Raw genomic sequence first — 17,330 nt, forward strand, 5'->3', positions numbered from 1 at the left:
GCAGCCCTGCCATCAAGCCCGGTCTTGCCCGCGCCGTATAAAGCTCTAGACAAAGTGAACGTAGAAATCCCGCATCCCGTCGCCTTCAAGGTCCCGGGTTTTGCGCACTTCTTTGCGCTTCATAAAGACATGGTTCGCGACCAGCTCGGCGCCAACGGCCTCTGCCAGCACCGTATCACGTTCCAGATCATTCACCGCGCCTTTCAGGTCAATCGCCGTCCCATCCCGCGCATCGGTGCGGTCAAAGCCATCGCCCGTCTCCATCGGCGGCAATTCATAGCCCTTCTCCACTCCAAGCAATGAGGCCTGCAAAACTGCTGCTACCGAAGTGTAAGGATTGGAGGAGGCATCCGCCATCCGGTGCTCCAAGCGAGCCTTGGCGCCCCCCTCTGAGCTGATCCGCGTGGTCACATTGCGATGATCGCCGCCCCAGTTTTGCCAATAGCCCGACAGCGATCCCGGCTGCAGCCGCATATAGCTGTTCGCGGTGGGCGCAATCAGCCCGGCCAGGCCTTTGTGATGCTGCAAGACCCCCGCCAGACAGCCCCGCGCCAGGTCATTCATATGCTCCGGCCCGCCCCGTGGCCCAGACGAGAGCGCATTGCCCCCGGCCTCATCCACAAAGGAAAAGTTGATATGCATGCCAGATCCGCCCGCCTCGGCCACCGGTTTGGGCATAAAGGTCAGCACAATGCCATATTCCAGCGCAATCTCCCGCGCCATCAGGCGGAACAAGACAATATCATCCACCGCCTTCACCGCATCATCAAAGGTCAGCGTGTATTCAAACTGCGGCGAGTCGAACTCTGCCGTGATCATATCCAGCGAAAATCCCATTTCATCCGCCATCGCCCAGATCCGGTCATTGAACCGCAAGGGATCCGCAAAAGGCCCGGTGCCATAGACCACGCCACCAGGCGCATCATAGGGCATCAACCGGCCCCGATCATCCGCCTGCAGCGCATAGGCTTCCAGCTCGATCCCCACCTTCGGGGTCAAGCCCCGCGCCTTCCAGGCCGAAACCGCGCGTTTCAGTGCCCCCCGCGGGCACAGCGACAAAGGCACGCCCTCAACATCAAAGAGGTCGCCCAAAACCACTTTGGTCGAGGCATGCCAGCTGTCGCGAATATCGTCATGTTGCCAGCGCAACTCCATATCCGGCATCCCCTGCTTGACCAGGGATCCCGGCGCATCCAGCAAATCCCGATCATAATGGGTGCCAAACACAGAGCGGCAAAACCGGGTATCCCCATCGCCAATCTTGGAATTGGGCAGGTACTTCCCCCGCATGATGCTGAGGTGGTCGCAAAACATCGCACGCAAGCGGGTCTTCATGATTAAAATCCTTCCGGGTTGGAGTCATCGAATAGGCTGATCGCGCCTGTTCTGCCGCAGCGCTTGCCAGATATTTACTTAACATATTTAGCGCCTAACAGGGACCCATTTTTGCCTGAGCTCCGCAAAAAGACACCCTGGGATAAACGCAGGATCAGCACAGGATCAGCGCCGGGTGACGCGCACCGGCAGCTCCTTGATGCCGCCAACAAAATTCGACCGCAGGAATTTCTGCGGCCCATTAGCTTCGATATGGCTGATCCGCTTTGCCAGCTCCTGAAACAGCACCGTGACCTCTAACCGGGCCAACCACATGCCCAGGCAAACATGGGGGCCAAACTGGCCAAAGGACAGGTGGCGATTGGGGCTGCGCATCAGGTTCACCCGAAGGGGATCGTCAAAATAGCTCTCATCGCGATTGGCCGAGATGAACCAGTAAAGCACCTTGTCACCCTCCCGGATCAGCTTGTCATGCATCTCGACATCCCGCGTCGCAGTGCGCCGAAAATACAGCGCAGGCGTGGCCCAGCGGATGATCTCATCCGCTGCAGTCTCCCAAACCGCGCCCCCCGCCTGCATCTGCGCCAACAGCTCAGGCTGATGACACAGGGCCTGAATCCCTGCCGCAATAGAGTAACGGGTGGTATCATTGCCCGCCGCCACCAATAGGCAAAAGAAATTACGGAACTCGGTCTCGGTTATGGTGGAGCCATCCTTGGCGGGCTGCAAAATCATATTGAGCACCCCTGCGGTATCCCCCGCCTTTGCCTTTGCCGCCATCAGCTCCTTGGCGTAGACGTACAGCTCCGCCCCGGCTGGTGAGTTAAACGGCATCATCCGGTATTCATCCGTTTGCAGCTTATCCATCACATGGGCGGTGAAATCGGGGTCGGTATTGGCAATCAGAGCATCGCCCTTTTCCACCAGCCAGGGCAGATCCGCCTCTGGCAGGCCCACGACGCGGCCAAGCATCCGCATCGGCAATTGCCGGGCGATGTCCTTGGTGGCGTCAAAGCTGCCCTGCTCCAGCACCGGGTCCAGGATCTCGGCGCAGATATCGCGGATTTCCTGCTCATACTGCGCCATCGAGGTCTTGGAAAAGGCCTTCATCAGCTTCATCCGCACCTTGGAATGCTCCGGCGGATCAGTCTCCTGAAAGGTGCGTCGCGCCAGATATTCCTCATAGCTCTGGTCTTCCATGCGGATGCCCCGCGCCGAAGAGAACACCTCAGTGTTCTTGTTCATCTGGGTGATGTCCTCGTAGCGGGTGACCGACCAAAAATCCTCGCCGCCGGCATAGGCGGTCCAATGCAGCGGATCCTCGCGGCGCAGACGGGCAAAGGTGTTATGCGGCGCCCCATTGGCAAAGGTGTCGTGGCTGCTCAGGTCGGCATAGCCGTCGTCCTGTGGTGTCCAGATGGTCATATTGGGCTTCCCGAATGGCTTCTTTATGTATATTATTTAACGTCATAAATATGTAAACATAAAACTCACGAGCCAGAACATGCACTTAGCGATTATGGTCACCAACACAGACAAAAGCAGCTTTGCTGCGCAGCACCCCCTGGACGCTGAGAAATTCACCCGGCTCGTCCATTTGGCGCGACCAGACTGGCAGGCAACAGCCTTTCAGATTCACGAGGGTCAGTTCCCTACGGATCTGGATGCATTTGACGGCGTTTTGATCACCGGCAGCCCGGCGTCGACCCGCAGCGAATTGCCTTGGATCGCCCCATTGCTAGAGCTGATACAACAGATCGAGACAGCGCAACTGCCACTGTTTGGCGCCTGTTTTGGGCATCAGGCCATCGCCCTGGCTCTGGGCGGAAGTGTGGGAAAAAACCCAAATGGCTGGGTCCACGGGCTAATCCCCAACCAGATGCGCGCCCGGCCGACTTGGACGCAGCCGCTGCCCGCAGACTTCAAACTCTATGGGTCACACAGCGAGTGTGTCACACAGCTGCCAGCCCAGGCCCGGGAAAGCGCGACCAGCACCGGGTTGAACGCTGGCTTTTTCATCGGCAATCACATCTGGACCAGCCAACACCACCCGGAAATGAGCCCCGATTTCATCGCCGCGCTCACCCAAGAGATGCGCGATGATCTCGCCCCCGAACACTATGCCCAGGCCCAAAACAGCCTCTCCCAGCCTGCAGATCAGGCCGCCTTTGCCGAAAGCCTGGCGCGGTTCTTTGAACAAGCGCAATAGGCAAAAGCCCAGCCAAAATAGGCAAAAGCCCAGCCAAACCAGCAAAGGACAGCCTCCGGCCCGCCTTCATCTTTTCTAACACCTCCCGCCGGAGGCTGCCCCGCTTTCAGCCAAGCGCCGCCAGCAAATCCATCACCGTGACCTGATCAAACTGCACATGTTGTATCATCCGCCGCTCTGCCGCGGCCTGATCATGGGCATAGATCAACTCGGCAATTTCGCGGTGCTCTTTTGCCGATTGCGCAATCGAGCCCGGATACCGATAGCGCGCCCGGTAATAGGCCATCAGCTTGCGCGCGTTGGTCTTGATCATCTCAACCAGGAACGGGTTTCCGGCCCCGAGGGCCACGCCTGCATGAAACTGCAGGTTCAGCTGGTAATAGCCATTGGGGTCGCCTTCTCCCTTTTCGGCAGCATGGGCTTCACAGGCCTGAACGATCTCTTCCAGCTCTGCGGCCTGGACCGCCGTCATCCGTCGCGCCGCCAGGCCAGCCGCCTGACCTTCCAGATTGGCATGCACTTCCAGGATCGCCAAAAACTCTTCCAATGTGGGTTTGAACAGTACCGCGCCCTTACGCGGCAAACGACGAATAAGCCCCGCAGCCTCCAGCTGGATAAAGACTTCCCGGATCGGCGTGCGTGACACCAGATGACGCGCCGCCAAACCGGCTTCGTCCAGCACATCGCCCGGGTTCAGCTGCCCCGCGTCAATATCCGCAAGGATCGCGGTCAATAGCACTTCACTCTGTCCTGCCACTGCTGCTGCCCTGCCCTCTGTTGTCGACTGATCTGGCTGACCATAGGTTGCAGGTCCAGACAAGGCAACAAAGCCGCCGCACGGCAATCATTCTGGTAATCGCTCTGGTAATCGTTCTGGCAAAAGGTCTGGCGTCACTCCTCCAACAGGGTGCCAAGCCGCTCATAGGCTGTCAAAAACTCTTCCTTGAACTGCTGCACCACAGTCCCGGCGGACATTGTCTGGTTCATCAGGCCAACCCCCTGCCCGACCCAATAGGTCGCCAGATCCTGCGCCCCGGCGTGGCCGGTTTGCGAGATCTGATCTATCCGGTGTAACGCCGGTTCCGACACCAGGGTCTGCAAGGGCATCGGCAGCGGAGTGGGCGCCGCCTTGCTCTCCCAGGCCTCGGTCCAGGCGCTGACCAGTTGGCGCGAGGGCTTACCCGTGCGAGAGCGCGAGCGCACCGTGTCGCGACTGCTGGCCGCCAACATCTTTTCCTTCACCACCGGGTTGGTTTCTGCCTCTGCGGTCGTCAGCCAGACCGAGCCACACCAGGCCCCCGCTGCGCCCATCGCCATGGCGGCCGCCATCTGGCCCCCGGTGGCAATGCCGCCCGCCGCCAGCACCGGCACGCCGGATCCGGCGATGGCCTGCACCACCTCGGGCACCAGAACCATGGTTGAGACCTCACCGGTATGGCCACCGGCCTCACCCCCTGCAGCGATGATCACATCTACCCCGGCTGCCACCTGGGCCCCGGCGTGCTGCGCCGTGCCCACCAGCGCACCAACCGCCACACCCAGGGCCTTGCCGCGCTCCAGCATATCTTGGGGTGGCAACCCCAGCGCATTGGCGATCAACGCAATCGGGTGGGAAAAGGCCACATCCAGACTGCGCCGCGCCCCCTCAGCGCTGATGTTTTTACGAAACACCAGCCGGTCGGCCCGTGCGGGCTCCAGATCGCCCGGCTCCAGCCCGTGCTGTTGCAGCAGCGCACTGGCAAAATCCTTATGCCCCTCGGGGACCATGGCCAGAATCTCCGCATCCGAAAGATCCTCGCCCTTGGCCTCAAATTTGTTGGGCACGATAAGGTCAACACCATAGGGTTTGCCCTTCACCTGGGCATCAATCCAAGACAGCTCTTCTTCCAGCTCTTCGGGTGACATCATCGCGGCGCCAAACACCCCCATACCGCCCGCATTGGTGACGGCGGCCACCACGTCGCGGCAATGGGAAAAGGCAAAAAGCGGAAACTCAATGCCAAGCTGCTTGCAAAGGTCCGAGTTCATGTTGTGCCCTCCTGTTTCGCGCTATCCTGTTCGATCTGCACCAGCAAATCGCCTGCCTTCACCTGGTTTGGAGCCGTGACTGCGACCTCGCTCACCGTGCCTGCAACCTCGGCCAGGATCTCGTGCTGCATCTTCATCGCCTCCAGCACCGCCAGCCGTGTGCCAATCTCAACCCGGTCGCCAGGGCTGACGCTGAGATCCAGCAGGTTGCCATGCATCGGCGCCCGGGTCGCGCCGCCCCCCGCAGCAGCTGCAGCGCCCTGGTCCGCCAGCACCCGGGTCACCTTCAAAATCCGCGCCCCGGTCGCCAGATAAAGATCTTCCCCCACCATCAGATGGCGGCGCAGGTCCAGTCGCAGCCCATCCAACCGCAGGCAATCGCCCTGGTGATCCAAATGATGCTCTGCCGCGCCGACCAGCACGCGGATGCCATCACGACCCTGGCGTAGCTGCACCGTCACAGGATCGCCTCCGGCCTCCAGTACCATTCGCGCCTGCAACGCCCCCTGACTGGACCAGCCAAGCAGATCTGCCGGGATGGTGGCCTGTTGAGCCATTGCCGCCTGATCGGCGCGATAGATCAGCCCCGCTGCCAGCGCCAGATCGGCGCTGGTGACCTCGGGCGGCAGAAGTGGATCAAAGTGGTCACTGATAAAACCAGTGGTGGCCGCCCCGGTGGCAAAGTCCCCATGTCCGAGCACATCAATCAGAAAATCACGGTTGCAGGCAGGCCCAAAAATCACCGTATCGCGCAGCGCCGCAATCAAACGCTCCAGCGCCTCGCCGCGGGTGGATCCATGGGCGATGAGCTTGGCCAGCATAGGGTCATAAAAAGCAGAGACCTCCTGCCCGGAGGTAATCCCCGCATCCACCCGGATGCCCGGCCCGCTGGGCGGCTGCCAGAGACTGATCCCGCCGGATTGTGGCAAAAACCCCTGGCTGGCGTCTTCGGCGTAGAGCCGCACCTCAATGGCATGGCCGGTCAGCGCCACGTCGTGTTGCGCTAGGCCCAGCGCCTGACCACGCGCCGCGCGGATCTGCAGCGCCACCAGATCGAGCCCCGTGACCATCTCCGTTACCGGGTGTTCCACCTGCAGGCGGGTGTTCATCTCCAGAAAGTAAAAAGCCCCATCGGCATCCAGCAGGAACTCTACCGTTCCGGCCCCCAGATAGCTGACAGCGCGGGCCGCAGCCACCGCAGCCGCACCCATTTCGGCGCGCAGCTCAGGCGTCATCACCGGACAGGGGGCCTCTTCCACCACCTTCTGATGGCGGCGCTGCACCGAGCAGTCGCGCTCGCCCAGGTGGATGGTATTGCCACTGGCATCAGCAAAGATCTGGATCTCCACGTGACGCGGGCGCATCACCGCCTTTTCCAGGATCATCTCATCCGAGCCAAAGGCCGACAGGGCTTCGCTTTTGGCCAGATCCAAAGCCGATGCAAAACCTTCGGGGGCGGTGACCAGCCGCATGCCACGGCCGCCGCCCCCTGCCGCTGCCTTGATCATCACCGGATAGCCAATCCCTGCCGCCTCTGCCGCCAGCACGGCCGGTGACTGATCTGTGCCCTCATAGCCGGGAACGCAGGGAACCCCTGCTTCGATCATGCGCCGTTTGGCGGCTGCTTTGTTGCCCATCAGAGCAATGGACTCAGCGCTGGGGCCAATAAACGTAAGGCCAGCCGCAGTGCAGGCGCGGGCAAATTCGGCATTCTCCGACAAGAAGCCATAGCCGGGGTGCACCGCCTGCGCGCCTGCCTCCTGTGCGGCGGCCAGAACCTTGGATGCATCCAGATAGCTGTCGCCCACCGGACCGGTGCCAATGCAGATGGCGCGATCAGCAAAACTCACATGCGGGCTCCCTGCGTCGGCTTCGGTATAAACCGCCACGCAAGTCATCCCCATCGCGCGCGCCGTGCGCATGATACGCAGGGCGATCTCACCACGATTGGCCACCAGGATTGAATTAAATTCGGTCATATTCTGCTCCTCTCCCATCAGGCCCGTCCCACGCCAAAGGCATTGGGGTTGAGATCACGGCGGCGCGCCTCCCTGCAGGTGGCCAGACAGAAACCAATCACCGCCCGGCTGTCGCGCGGATCAATCATGCCCATGTCCAACATCCGCCCAGAGGTGAAAAACGCATCCGACTGACTGTCAAAATGCGCCGCGATCCCGGCGCTTTGCTTGGCCAAGCGGGCCTCGTCCACCGGGATGCCCTTGCGCGCAGCGGTGCGCCGCGCCACCTGTTCCATGGTCAGAGCCGCCTGTTCGCCCCCCATCACCCCGGTCATGGCATTGGGCCAGGTGAACAGGAAATCCGCGCCAAAGGCATGGCCACACATGCCATAGTTGCCGGCGCCAAAACTGGCCCCAGTATAGAGCGAGATCTTGGGCACCCGCAGGTTGGTCACCGCCTGGATCATTTTGGAGCCATGTTTGATCATGCCCGCGCGCTCATAGGCGGTGCCAACCATATAGCCGGTGGTATTGCCCAGAAAGATCACCGGCGTGCCCGCCTGATCCATCACCTGCAGGAAATGCGTTGCCTTGGTGGCACCGTCGGGATCAATGGGGCCGTTATTGCCAAGAATGCCCACGGGCTGGCCCATGATATGCGCCTGCAGGCAGACCAGCGCCGGGCCATAGCCCGGTTTGAAATCCCGCAGCCGAGAGCCATCCACCAGCCGCGCTGCCAGCTCGCGCATGTCATAGGGTTTGCGGTAGTCCGCCGGGATGGCCCCTGCCAGCTCCTCGCTGTCATATTTGGGCGGATCATAGGCGCCGGCGGGGTCGGCGCAGTTTTGCCAGCCCAGACCGGACACCACATCGCGGGCAATCTCCAGACCATGGGCATCATCCTCGGCGAGGTATTCCACCAGGCCGGTGACCTCTGCGTGCATCTCGGCGCCGCCCAGGTCGGCATCCTCGGCGATTTCTCCGGTTGCGGCCTGCACCAGCGCCGCCCCCGCCAGCATCGCCATACCGTTGCCCTTGACCCCGATCACATAGTCCGACAGTCCCGGCTGATAGGCGCCGCCAGCGGTCGAGGCCCCGTGCAACACGGTGATCACCGGATTGCCCGCCGCCGAGAGCCGCGCCAGACCGGCAAACATGCCGCCGCCATGGGCCCAGAGCTCAACCGTGTAGCGGGTCAGATCCGCCCCGGCGCTTTCAACCAGATGCACAAAGGGCAGCTTTTGCTTCAACGCGATATCAATGGCCCCCAGCGCCTTATCCACCGATTTGCCGGTCATTGCCCCGGCATTGATGCCGGCATCATCCACAAAGACCATGCAACGCACACCAGCCACATAGCCAATCCCCAGAATGATCGAGGCCCCGGGGATCGAGGTCTCAGGATCCGGGTCGTCCACCAGATAGGAGGCCATGTTGTAGAGCTCAAGAAATGGCATACCCGGGTCGAGCAGGGCCGCCAGACGTTCCCGTGGCGACAGCTGGCCGCGTTTATCAAACACCGGGCGACGCTGCTCTGATTTTGCTGCAGCACGGGCTTCCAAGCTGCGCATCCGGTCCACCTGCGCCAGCATATCGGCGCGGTTCTGGGCATAGCTGTCGCTGGCGGTATTGATCCTGCTTTGAAAAGCCTTCATCCACATGTCCTCATCGGGTTGATCGTAGAAATCGCAGCCCCAAAGCCGCGACCAGCGCACCAGAGATCCTGCTGCATCTTTTTATTGTGATACATCATTCCCCCCGCAGCCGTGCCAGCAGATCCGCATCGACCGCGATAGGTGCCGCCAGCAGCAGCTGGGCATAGCCCTTGGCCTGCGGGTCATTGCGCAGGGACGAGGTGCCGCCACCGCCCAGCGCGCCGTGCAAAAGGATATTCATCGAGGCAGAGCCAGGCAGGTAGAACCGCTCTATCGCCTCCGCCCCGGCCCCTTCCAGGAAATGGCCAAACACCTGGTGCAAATGCGCTGGCGTCAGACCCGCCCAGATCCAGGGCATCCAGGCGGGATCGCGTGCCATCACGCCAATATTGGCGATATCGCCCTTGTCGCCGCTGCGGGCCCAGGCCAGGTCGACCAGGGGCACCTGGACACAGGTTACCGCCTTCGGGGCCTGCGGCAGGTCCGGCCGCGGTGCCACAGCCACAGCAGGACCTTTGACCTCCGGGCACTGCACCTCGCCCGCCTCGTCCAGCAGGCGCTGCTGAACCTGCGGCTTGGGGGTAAGGTAGGAGAACAGCGCCAGCACCGGCGAGGGCTTGGGCCGCGCCCCCGCAAAGCCGCTCAACCCCGGCGGCGTTGCCAGACCCAGACCGGTGGCCTCTTTCAGAAACAGGGCCACGGCGCGGGCATCCGGGTGGCGCACGGCGATCTTGACCGCCACCTCACGCTGGGCGGGCAGGTCGCGCTTGTTGCCAAACTGGCTTTCAGTACCCAGCAGTTCCACACTGACATCGGTGTAATCCGGCGCCTGCATGCGCTGCAGCACGGCGCGGCAGCGCCTTAACACCGTATCGGCAAAGTGCTGTGCCTTCTCTTCGGCTTCCAGACCATAGAAGGTGAAAATATGTCCCGAGCGAAAGCCATCGGCCCAGGTCAGGCAGGTCTTGTAACTGTCCGGCACGCCCAGCCCCCGCGCACCTGAGACCAAAACCCGGTCCGGCGCGACCTCCTGCAACACCACCTCAGAGAAATCACAAGCCACATCCGGCAACAGATAGGCCTGTGGATCGCCGATTTCATAGAGCATCTGTTCGCCGACGGTCCCGCGGGACACCACCCCGCCAGTGCCTTCCGGCTTGCTCACCTCAAAACTGCCATCCCTGCGGACCTCAGCGATGGGATAGCCGATCTCAGCCAGGTTTTCTGCCACCAAACGCCAGTCGGTGAAATTGCCACCGGTGGCCTGCGGGCCGCATTCCAGAATATGCCCGGCCAGGCTACCGCCAGCCAAGGCATCCAGATCAGTGGCGGTCCAGCCAAAATGATGAATTGCCGCGCCCAGAGTCACCGCACTGTCGACACAGCGCCCGGTCACCACAATATCGGCACCGCGATCCAGCGCGGCGGCAATGGGAAAGGCGCCAAGATAGGCGTTGATACTGGCGATCTTGTCCACCGGTGGCAAAGATGTGCCCCGAAACATGTCCCGTGGTGCGGCCTCGACGATCTGCTCTGCCTGGGCCAAAAGATCATCGCCGGTGACGACAGCAACCTTTAGCGTGACCCCCTGCTTTTTGATCTCGGCCTCTAGGGCCGCCGCGCAGGCCTTTGGGTTCATCCCACCAGCGTTAGACACAATTCGCACGCCTTGCCTGGCAATCTCGGCAAGGTTTGGTGCCATAGCAGCGCTGACAAAATCTGTGGCATAGCCCGTCTCGGGGTCTTTGGCCCGCGCCCGCGCCAGGATCGCCATGGTGATTTCGGCAAGGTAGTCATAGACGATAAAATCGAGCCCCGGAGAGGCCAAGAGCTGCGCCGTCGCAACGCTTGAATCTCCCCAGAAACCACTGGCACCACCAATGCGCAAATGCTGTGACATTCTCTCCCCCTTCTGGCAGGCTACAGGACAATACCGACCTGAAAGCCCTGAACAGACCGATCGTTCTGTTTTAATCTGGGCCAAGCATGTCCCTGCCTGCAACCTAAATCTGCCCGTGGCTCTTGACGACGTTAAGTCACTAAGCTCCCGCCAATACGTTACAGGATTACGGATCCATGCGATAAATCGTTACGTTTTACTTGCCACGAATCACCAAGAGGCATAACACCGACCCCACGGTCGGCTTATTTTGCCGATAATTCAGGAGACGCGAACACCATGGATGCATTCATCTGCGATGCCACCCGAACCCCAATTGGCCGCTATGGCGGTGCCTTGTCTCAGGTGCGTACCGATGACTTGGCAGCCTCACCCATTGCGGCCCTTGCGGCGCGCAATCCGCAGGTTGACTGGGCCAGCATTGACGACGTGATCTTTGGCGACGCCAACCAGGCCGGCGAAAGCAACCGCAACGTGGCCCGCATGGCGGCCCTGCTGGCGGGTCTGCCTGTGGATGTGCCCGGCACCACCATCAACCGGCTCTGTGCCTCTGGAATGGATGCCGTGGGAATGGCCTCACGCGGGATCCGCGCGGGTGACTATGACATGGCCATCGCTGGCGGTGTCGAAAGCATGAGCCGCGCGCCTTTTGTAATGCCCAAGGCGACTTCGGCTTTTACCCGCGCCAATGCGGTCTATGACACCACCATCGGCTGGCGCTTTGTGAACAAGAAGATGCAGGCAATGTATGGCACCGACTCGATGCCACAGACTGCCGACAATGTTGCGACCGATTATGGCATCAGCCGCGAAGACCAGGATGCCTTTGCCGCCCGCAGCCAGGCCCGCTGGGCCGCCGCCCATGAGGCTGGCATCTTTAACGATGAAATCACGCCCGTATCCGTACCCCAGCGCAAAGGGGATCCGCTGATTGTCGACACCGACGAGCACCCCCGCCCCGGCACCGGCGCCGACAAGCTTGCCAAGCTGAAAGGCGTCAATGGCCCTGACCTGACCGTGACCGCCGGCAATGCCTCTGGCGTCAATGACGGTGCCGCCGCCATCCTGATGGCAAATGAGGCGGCTGCTGTCAAAAACGACCTGAAGCCAATGGCGCGCATCGTCGGCATGGCCGCCGCCGGGGTAGAGCCCCGCGTCATGGGCATTGGCCCGGTGCCTGCCACCCGCAAAGTGCTGGCCCGCACCGGCCTGACCATTGATCAAATGGATGTGATCGAGCTGAACGAGGCCTTTGCCTCGCAGGGGATCGCGACACTGCGTGAACTGGGCGTCGCCGATGACGCGGCCCATGTGAACCCCAACGGTGGCGCCATTGCCATCGGTCACCCTCTTGGCATGTCCGGCGCCCGTTTGGTGCTGACAGCCGCCTATCAACTGCAACGCACAGGTGGGCGCTATGCGCTTTGCACCATGTGTGTCGGCGTTGGTCAGGGCACCGCCCTGATCCTGGAACGCGTTTAAGCCAGCAACCCAATACGGGAGGAGCAAGTCATGTATGCACAGATGGTACAATCCGAAGCGAGCACCGATGATCCGGAAAAGCTGGCCGCTTTTCAGGCCCGCATTGATGCCGGTGAAAAGATCGAACCAAAGGATTGGATGCCTGCGGGATACCGCAAGACCCTGATCCGCCAGATCGGTCAGCATGCCCATTCGGAAATCGTCGGCCAGCTGCCTGAGGGCAACTGGATCACCCGCGCGCCCACCCTGGAGCGCAAGGCGATCCTCCTGGCCAAGGTACAGGATGAAGCCGGTCACGGTCTCTACCTTTACTGTGCCGCCGAAACCTTGGGGGTGAGCCGCGATGAGCTGACCGAGATGCTGCTGGATGGGCGGATGAAATATTCCTCCATCTTCAACTACCCAACCCTGAACTGGGCCGATATGGGCGCGGTGGGCTGGCTGGTGGATGGCGCTGCCATCATGAACCAGGTGCCATTGCAGCGGACTTCGTTTGGTCCCTATTCCCGCGCCATGATCCGGGTCTGCAAGGAAGAGAGCTTTCACGCGCGTCAGGGGTTTGACGCTATCCGCAAGATGGCAACCGGCACCCCCGCACAAAAGAAGATGGCCCAGGATGCGGTCAATCGCCTGTGGTTCCCGGCGCTGATGATGTTTGGCCCGTCAGATGCGGATTCAGTACATTCGACCCAGTCGATGGCCTGGAAGATCAAGATGAACACCAATGACGAGCTGCGTCAGAAGTTTGTCGATCAGACCGTGCCGCAGATCGAATATCTCGGGCTCGACCTGCCTGACGACGGCATCAAATGGAACGAAGAGCGCGGCCACTATGACTACTCCGACCCTGACTGGTCCGAGTTCTTTGACGTGATCAAGGGCAATGGCCCCTGTAACACTGATCGACTGGCCGCCCGCAACAAGGCCTGGAAAGACGGCCAATGGGTGCGTGATGGTCTGCTGGCCCATGCCCGCAAGAAAGCCGCGGCCAAGGTCGCCGCCGAATAAACCGCTGTCGCAGCCCCACCGATTGCGCGCCCTGCTACAGATGGCAGGGCCGCCACAGCCAGGAGAACTGAGCTATGAAAAACGAATGGCCCCTCTGGGAAATCTTTATCCGCGGCCAGCATGGCATGAGCCACCGTCACGTCGGCTCGCTACATGCGCCGGACGCAGAAATGGCAATCAAAAACGCCCGCGACGTCTACACCCGCCGTAATGAGGGCGTGTCTATCTGGGTGGTCGAAGCCAACCATATCGCCGCCTCCTCGCCCAGCGACAAAGGCCCGCTCTATGAGCCTTCTGAAAGCAAGGTCTATCGTCATCCGACCTTCTTTGACATTCCCGACGAAGTGGGGGCGATGTAATGGCGGCCCCTCTCACAGATAATGAGGCCCTGTTTCAGTTCCTGCTGCGCATGGGCGACAATACCCTGATCCTGGGACACCGGGTCAGCGAATGGTGTGGCCACGCGCCGGTGCTGGAAGAGGACATTGCCCTGGCAAATACCGCGCTAGATCTGATTGGTCAGACCCAGATGTGGCTGGGTCTCGCCGGTGAGGTTCAGGGCGAGGGAAAATCCGCTGACGATCTGGCGTTCTTGCGCGATGTCTGGGATTTCCGCAACCTGCTGCTGGTTGAAGTCCCAAACGAGGATTTTGGCCGCACCCTGATGCGCCAGTTCCTGTTTGACGCCTGGCATTCGATCCAGCTGGGGCATCTGATGAAATCCTCGGATGACCGCATTGCCGCGATCGCTGCCAAGACCAGCAAAGAGGTGACCTATCACCTGGAACGCTCTGCCGATACGGTTGTGGGCCTGGGCGACGGCACGGCGCAAAGCCATGATTTCATGCAGACAGCGCTGGATTATCTTTGGCCCTATGTCGGCGAGATGTTCACCTCTGATCCGGTCGATGCTGCCATGGTCAAGGCTGGTATCGCCCCGGATCCGGCCTCGCTGCGCGCCGATTATGACGTGCTGATCAAGCGGGTTCTGACAGAGGCCACCCTGACCATTCCGGACAGCGACTTTGCCCACAAAGGAGGCCGCACTGGCGCCATGCATACCGAGCACCTGGGCCATCTGTTGACCCATATGCAATGGCTGCAACGGGCCTATCCCGGCGCCAGCTGGTAAGTCTGAAAGCAATGATCTGAGGGCAGCCCCTCCCCCTCGGGTGGGGTGAAACCCCCTCCCCTTTGCCAGAGGAAAATCTCTGGTTTGACGGGGAGGTCCGGGGCTGCCCAGCTTATCGTCAGGGCAAAAGTGCCAAAGAGGATAACCGCATGAGCCAAGTTACTACTCAGCCAAGCGTGGACCAGATCTGGGAATGGCTCGACGCTGTGCCCGATCCGGAAATTCCAGTGATCAGCTTGGTGGATCTGGGTATCATTCGCGGCGTGGAATGGCAGGGGGACACCCTGGTGGTCTCGGTCACGCCCACCTATTCCGGCTGCCCCGCCACCGCGATCATCAACCTGGATATTGAGACAGCGCTGCGCGATCACGGCCTGGATAAGATCCAGCTCAAGACCCAGATCGCGCCGCCCTGGACCACCGATTGGATGTCTGAAAAGGGCCGCGCCAAACTGGAAGAATTTGGCATTGCCCCACCGCAGGCCGCCGGTGGCCCCGAACGCTGCCCCAATTGCCAAAGCAAGAATGTCACCCGTGTGAGCCAGTTTGGCTCCACCCCCTGTAAGGCTCACTGGCGCTGCCAGGACTGTCTTGAACCCTTTGATTATTTCAAGTGCATCTGAGGAGAGCTCCATGGCGCGCTTCCACCAACTCGAAGTTACCGATGTCCGCAAAACCATCCGCGATGCGGTTGTGGTTTCCCTAAAGCCCGTCAATGGCGCGACTGCGGAGTTTGATTTCACCCAAGGGCAGTACCTGACCTTCCGTCGCGATTTTGATGGCGAAGAGCTGCGCCGCAGCTATTCGATCTGTGCCGGCAAGGGCGATGGCATGTTGCAGGTGGGCATCAAACGGGTCGATGGCGGAGCCTTCTCCACCTGGGCCAATACCGAACTGCAACCCGGTGACATGCTGGACGCAATGCCCCCCATGGGCAGCTTTTTCACGCCACTGGATGCCGCAACAGCAAAAAACTATCTGGGTTTCGCCGGCGGTTCCGGCGTCACCCCGGTTCTGTCGATCCTCAAGACCACCCTGGAGGCAGAGCCCGAGTCGACCTTTACGCTGGTCTATGCCAACAAAGGCGTCAACACGATCATGTTCCGCGAGGAGCTGGAAGATCTGAAAAACATCTATATGGGCCGCTTCAACGTGATCCATATCCTGGAATCCGACGCCCAGGAAATCGACCTGTTCACTGGCCTGGTCACCCAGGAAAAATGCGCCCAGCTGTTTGAACACTGGATTGATATCAAATCCGTCGACACCGCCTTTATCTGCGGACCAGAGCCAATGATGCTGGGCATCGCCGCCGCCCTGCGCAAGGCAGGGCTGGAGGATGCGCAGATCAAATTCGAACTGTTCGCCAGTGCCCAGCCCGGGCGCGCCAAACGCAAACAAGGCGCCGCAGATGCCGCCAGTGCCGGCAATCAGGCCACCGCTGCGATCACCCTGGATGGCTCGACCCAGACGATGCAGATGGGCAAGGACATGACCATCCTGGACGCCGCTTTGGAAAATGCCATGGATGCGCCCTACGCCTGCAAGGCCGGGGTCTGCTCCACCTGCCGCTGCAAGGTTATCGAGGGCGAAGTGGAGATGGTCGCCAATCACGCCCTTGAGGACTACGAAGTCGAAAAAGGCTATGTCCTGTCCTGTCAGGCCTTTCCGGTGACCGACAGGGTTGTTGTCGATTACGATCAGTAACGCGTTTAAAAGGAAGGCTATTTCATGACCGAGGACATGAGCATCAAAAGCTATCTCGCCCAAGGAGGCATGTTGAGCAATCCCGCCAATGTGCCACCGCGCTACCGCGCCGCCCTGCTGAAACTGATGGCCACCTTTGTCGACAGCGAACTGGCGGGTGCCGCTGGTTTTGCCGAGATCATCAACGAAGGCCCCGGCATCAAGGCCCGTATTGCTGCTGCCAAAATCGTGCTGGAGAAGAGCGACAACGCCGATCGCGTGCTGCGGATCATGGGGGAATTTGGCGCCGATACTGAACGCTATGCAGATCACCACCCCTGGACCGCGCGCCTGGGGCGCGATGCTGATATCGGCCAACAGCGCTCGGACCATGACATGCGGCTGGCGGTGTTCAACTACCCGTTGGAAGGCTGGGCAGATGCAGTGGTGATGAACCTGTTGATGGGCCGGGCCGTCGCCGTACAGCTGGCTGAATTCTCGCTGATCTCCTATCAGCCTCTGGCCGAGGTGTTTCGCGCTCTGGCTCCGATCGAAGCCCGCCATGCGGAATTGGCGGAGGAAGGTCTGGAACGGCTGATAGAAGATTCCGGCAAGGGCGATTTACAGGCCTCGGTTGACTACTGGTGGCCACGTGTTGCTGTCAGCTTTGGCAGTGAAGACTCAGCCAAGTTTGAAGAGCTGAAGGCTCTGGGCCTGCGTCGCACCCCCAACGGCGAGCTCAAAACCCGCTGGCAGGCAGAAGCAGGCGCCAAACTGGCAAGACTGGGCCTGACCCAGCCCTCCTGACATGCAGCTTCACTTGCGGCAGCTCACAGGTGGGGGAGCTCACTTGGCGCAGCGCCGGCTGCCGCGAGAGGAGCAGAGCCAAATGCTCCCGCCAGGGGACATGGTGCATCACAGATGCCCCGCCCCTGTT

Annotated in this window: 15 protein-coding genes; 8 read left to right on the forward strand and 7 right to left on the reverse strand. The window is 60.9% G+C overall.

Annotated features, from left to right (window positions below; genetic code table 11):
• Window positions 1-45: 45 nt before the first annotated feature.
• Window positions 46-1,335 carry a glutamine synthetase gene (locus JZI28_RS15565; protein WP_375698196.1) on the reverse strand — a complete coding sequence of 430 codons (1,290 nt, stop codon included), beginning with the start codon at window positions 1,333-1,335 and terminating at the stop codon, window positions 46-48.
• A 165-nt stretch (window positions 1,336-1,500) separates the two neighbouring features.
• On the reverse strand, window positions 1,501-2,760 hold the full coding sequence (locus tag JZI28_RS15570) for a cytochrome P450 (RefSeq protein WP_375698197.1): 1,260 nt from the start codon (window positions 2,758-2,760) through the stop codon (window positions 1,501-1,503).
• 79 nt (window positions 2,761-2,839) lie between these two features.
• Between JZI28_RS15570 and JZI28_RS15575 the strand changes: the two genes are divergently transcribed.
• Complete coding sequence (locus tag JZI28_RS15575; protein WP_375698198.1) at window positions 2,840-3,544, forward strand: type 1 glutamine amidotransferase; 705 nt, start codon at window positions 2,840-2,842, stop codon at window positions 3,542-3,544.
• Between the two features lie 106 nt (window positions 3,545-3,650).
• On the opposite strand, the gene JZI28_RS15580 is transcribed toward JZI28_RS15575, so the two are convergent.
• From JZI28_RS15580 to JZI28_RS15600, 5 genes are all read right to left on the reverse strand, one after another.
• Window positions 3,651-4,301 (reverse strand): GntR family transcriptional regulator, encoded by a 651-nt coding sequence (locus tag JZI28_RS15580; protein WP_375698199.1) that lies wholly within the window; start codon window positions 4,299-4,301, stop codon window positions 3,651-3,653.
• A gap of 134 nt (window positions 4,302-4,435) precedes the next feature.
• Window positions 4,436-5,572 (reverse strand): nitronate monooxygenase, encoded by a 1,137-nt coding sequence (locus JZI28_RS15585; protein ID WP_375698200.1) that lies wholly within the window; start codon window positions 5,570-5,572, stop codon window positions 4,436-4,438.
• A complete protein-coding gene (locus JZI28_RS15590) occupies window positions 5,569-7,551 on the reverse strand; it encodes an acetyl/propionyl/methylcrotonyl-CoA carboxylase subunit alpha (protein WP_375698201.1) in 1,983 nt (660 codons plus the stop codon). Before JZI28_RS15590 ends, JZI28_RS15585 begins: the two co-directional genes overlap by 4 nt.
• Window positions 7,552-7,568: 17 nt before the next feature.
• Window positions 7,569-9,245, reverse strand: a complete 1,677-nt coding sequence (locus JZI28_RS15595; protein WP_375698202.1) for an acyl-CoA carboxylase subunit beta — start codon at window positions 9,243-9,245, stop codon at window positions 7,569-7,571.
• Between the two features lie 34 nt (window positions 9,246-9,279).
• Window positions 9,280-11,085, reverse strand: a complete 1,806-nt coding sequence (locus tag JZI28_RS15600; protein WP_375698203.1) for an acyclic terpene utilization AtuA family protein — start codon at window positions 11,083-11,085, stop codon at window positions 9,280-9,282.
• Window positions 11,086-11,364: 279 nt separating this feature from the next.
• Here JZI28_RS15600 and pcaF point away from each other — a divergent pair, with 279 nt between their 5' ends.
• The 7 genes from pcaF to JZI28_RS15635 all read left to right on the forward strand — a co-directional run bounded on the left by pcaF (window position 11,365) and on the right by JZI28_RS15635 (window position 17,200).
• Window positions 11,365-12,567 carry a 3-oxoadipyl-CoA thiolase gene (gene pcaF / locus JZI28_RS15605; RefSeq protein ID WP_375698204.1) on the forward strand — a complete coding sequence of 401 codons (1,203 nt, stop codon included), beginning with the start codon at window positions 11,365-11,367 and terminating at the stop codon, window positions 12,565-12,567.
• Between the two features lie 30 nt (window positions 12,568-12,597).
• Window positions 12,598-13,575: a 1,2-phenylacetyl-CoA epoxidase subunit PaaA gene (gene paaA, locus JZI28_RS15610; protein ID WP_375698205.1), complete on the forward strand. Its 978-nt coding sequence runs from the start codon at window positions 12,598-12,600 to the stop codon at window positions 13,573-13,575.
• 74 nt (window positions 13,576-13,649) lie between these two features.
• On the forward strand, window positions 13,650-13,934 hold the full coding sequence (gene paaB, locus JZI28_RS15615) for a 1,2-phenylacetyl-CoA epoxidase subunit PaaB (RefSeq protein WP_009809578.1): 285 nt from the start codon (window positions 13,650-13,652) through the stop codon (window positions 13,932-13,934).
• The gene (gene paaC / locus JZI28_RS15620; RefSeq protein ID WP_297339565.1) at window positions 13,934-14,707 is read left to right on the forward strand and encodes a 1,2-phenylacetyl-CoA epoxidase subunit PaaC; all 774 of its coding nucleotides are present in this window, start codon (window positions 13,934-13,936) and stop codon (window positions 14,705-14,707) included. Before paaB ends, paaC begins: the two co-directional genes overlap by 1 nt.
• Window positions 14,708-14,856: 149 nt before the next feature.
• Complete coding sequence (paaD, locus tag JZI28_RS15625) at window positions 14,857-15,330, forward strand: 1,2-phenylacetyl-CoA epoxidase subunit PaaD (protein ID WP_295455601.1); 474 nt, start codon at window positions 14,857-14,859, stop codon at window positions 15,328-15,330.
• 10 nt (window positions 15,331-15,340) lie between these two features.
• On the forward strand, window positions 15,341-16,414 hold the full coding sequence (locus JZI28_RS15630; RefSeq protein ID WP_375698206.1) for a 2Fe-2S iron-sulfur cluster-binding protein: 1,074 nt from the start codon (window positions 15,341-15,343) through the stop codon (window positions 16,412-16,414).
• 24 nt (window positions 16,415-16,438) lie between these two features.
• A complete protein-coding gene (locus JZI28_RS15635; RefSeq protein WP_295455605.1) occupies window positions 16,439-17,200 on the forward strand; it encodes a Phenylacetic acid catabolic protein in 762 nt (253 codons plus the stop codon).
• Window positions 17,201-17,330 lie beyond the last annotated feature (130 nt).

The sequence above is a fragment of the Pseudophaeobacter sp. TrK17 genome (genome assembly GCF_042192375.1).
Classification (GTDB): Bacteria; Pseudomonadota; Alphaproteobacteria; order Rhodobacterales; family Rhodobacteraceae; genus Pseudophaeobacter.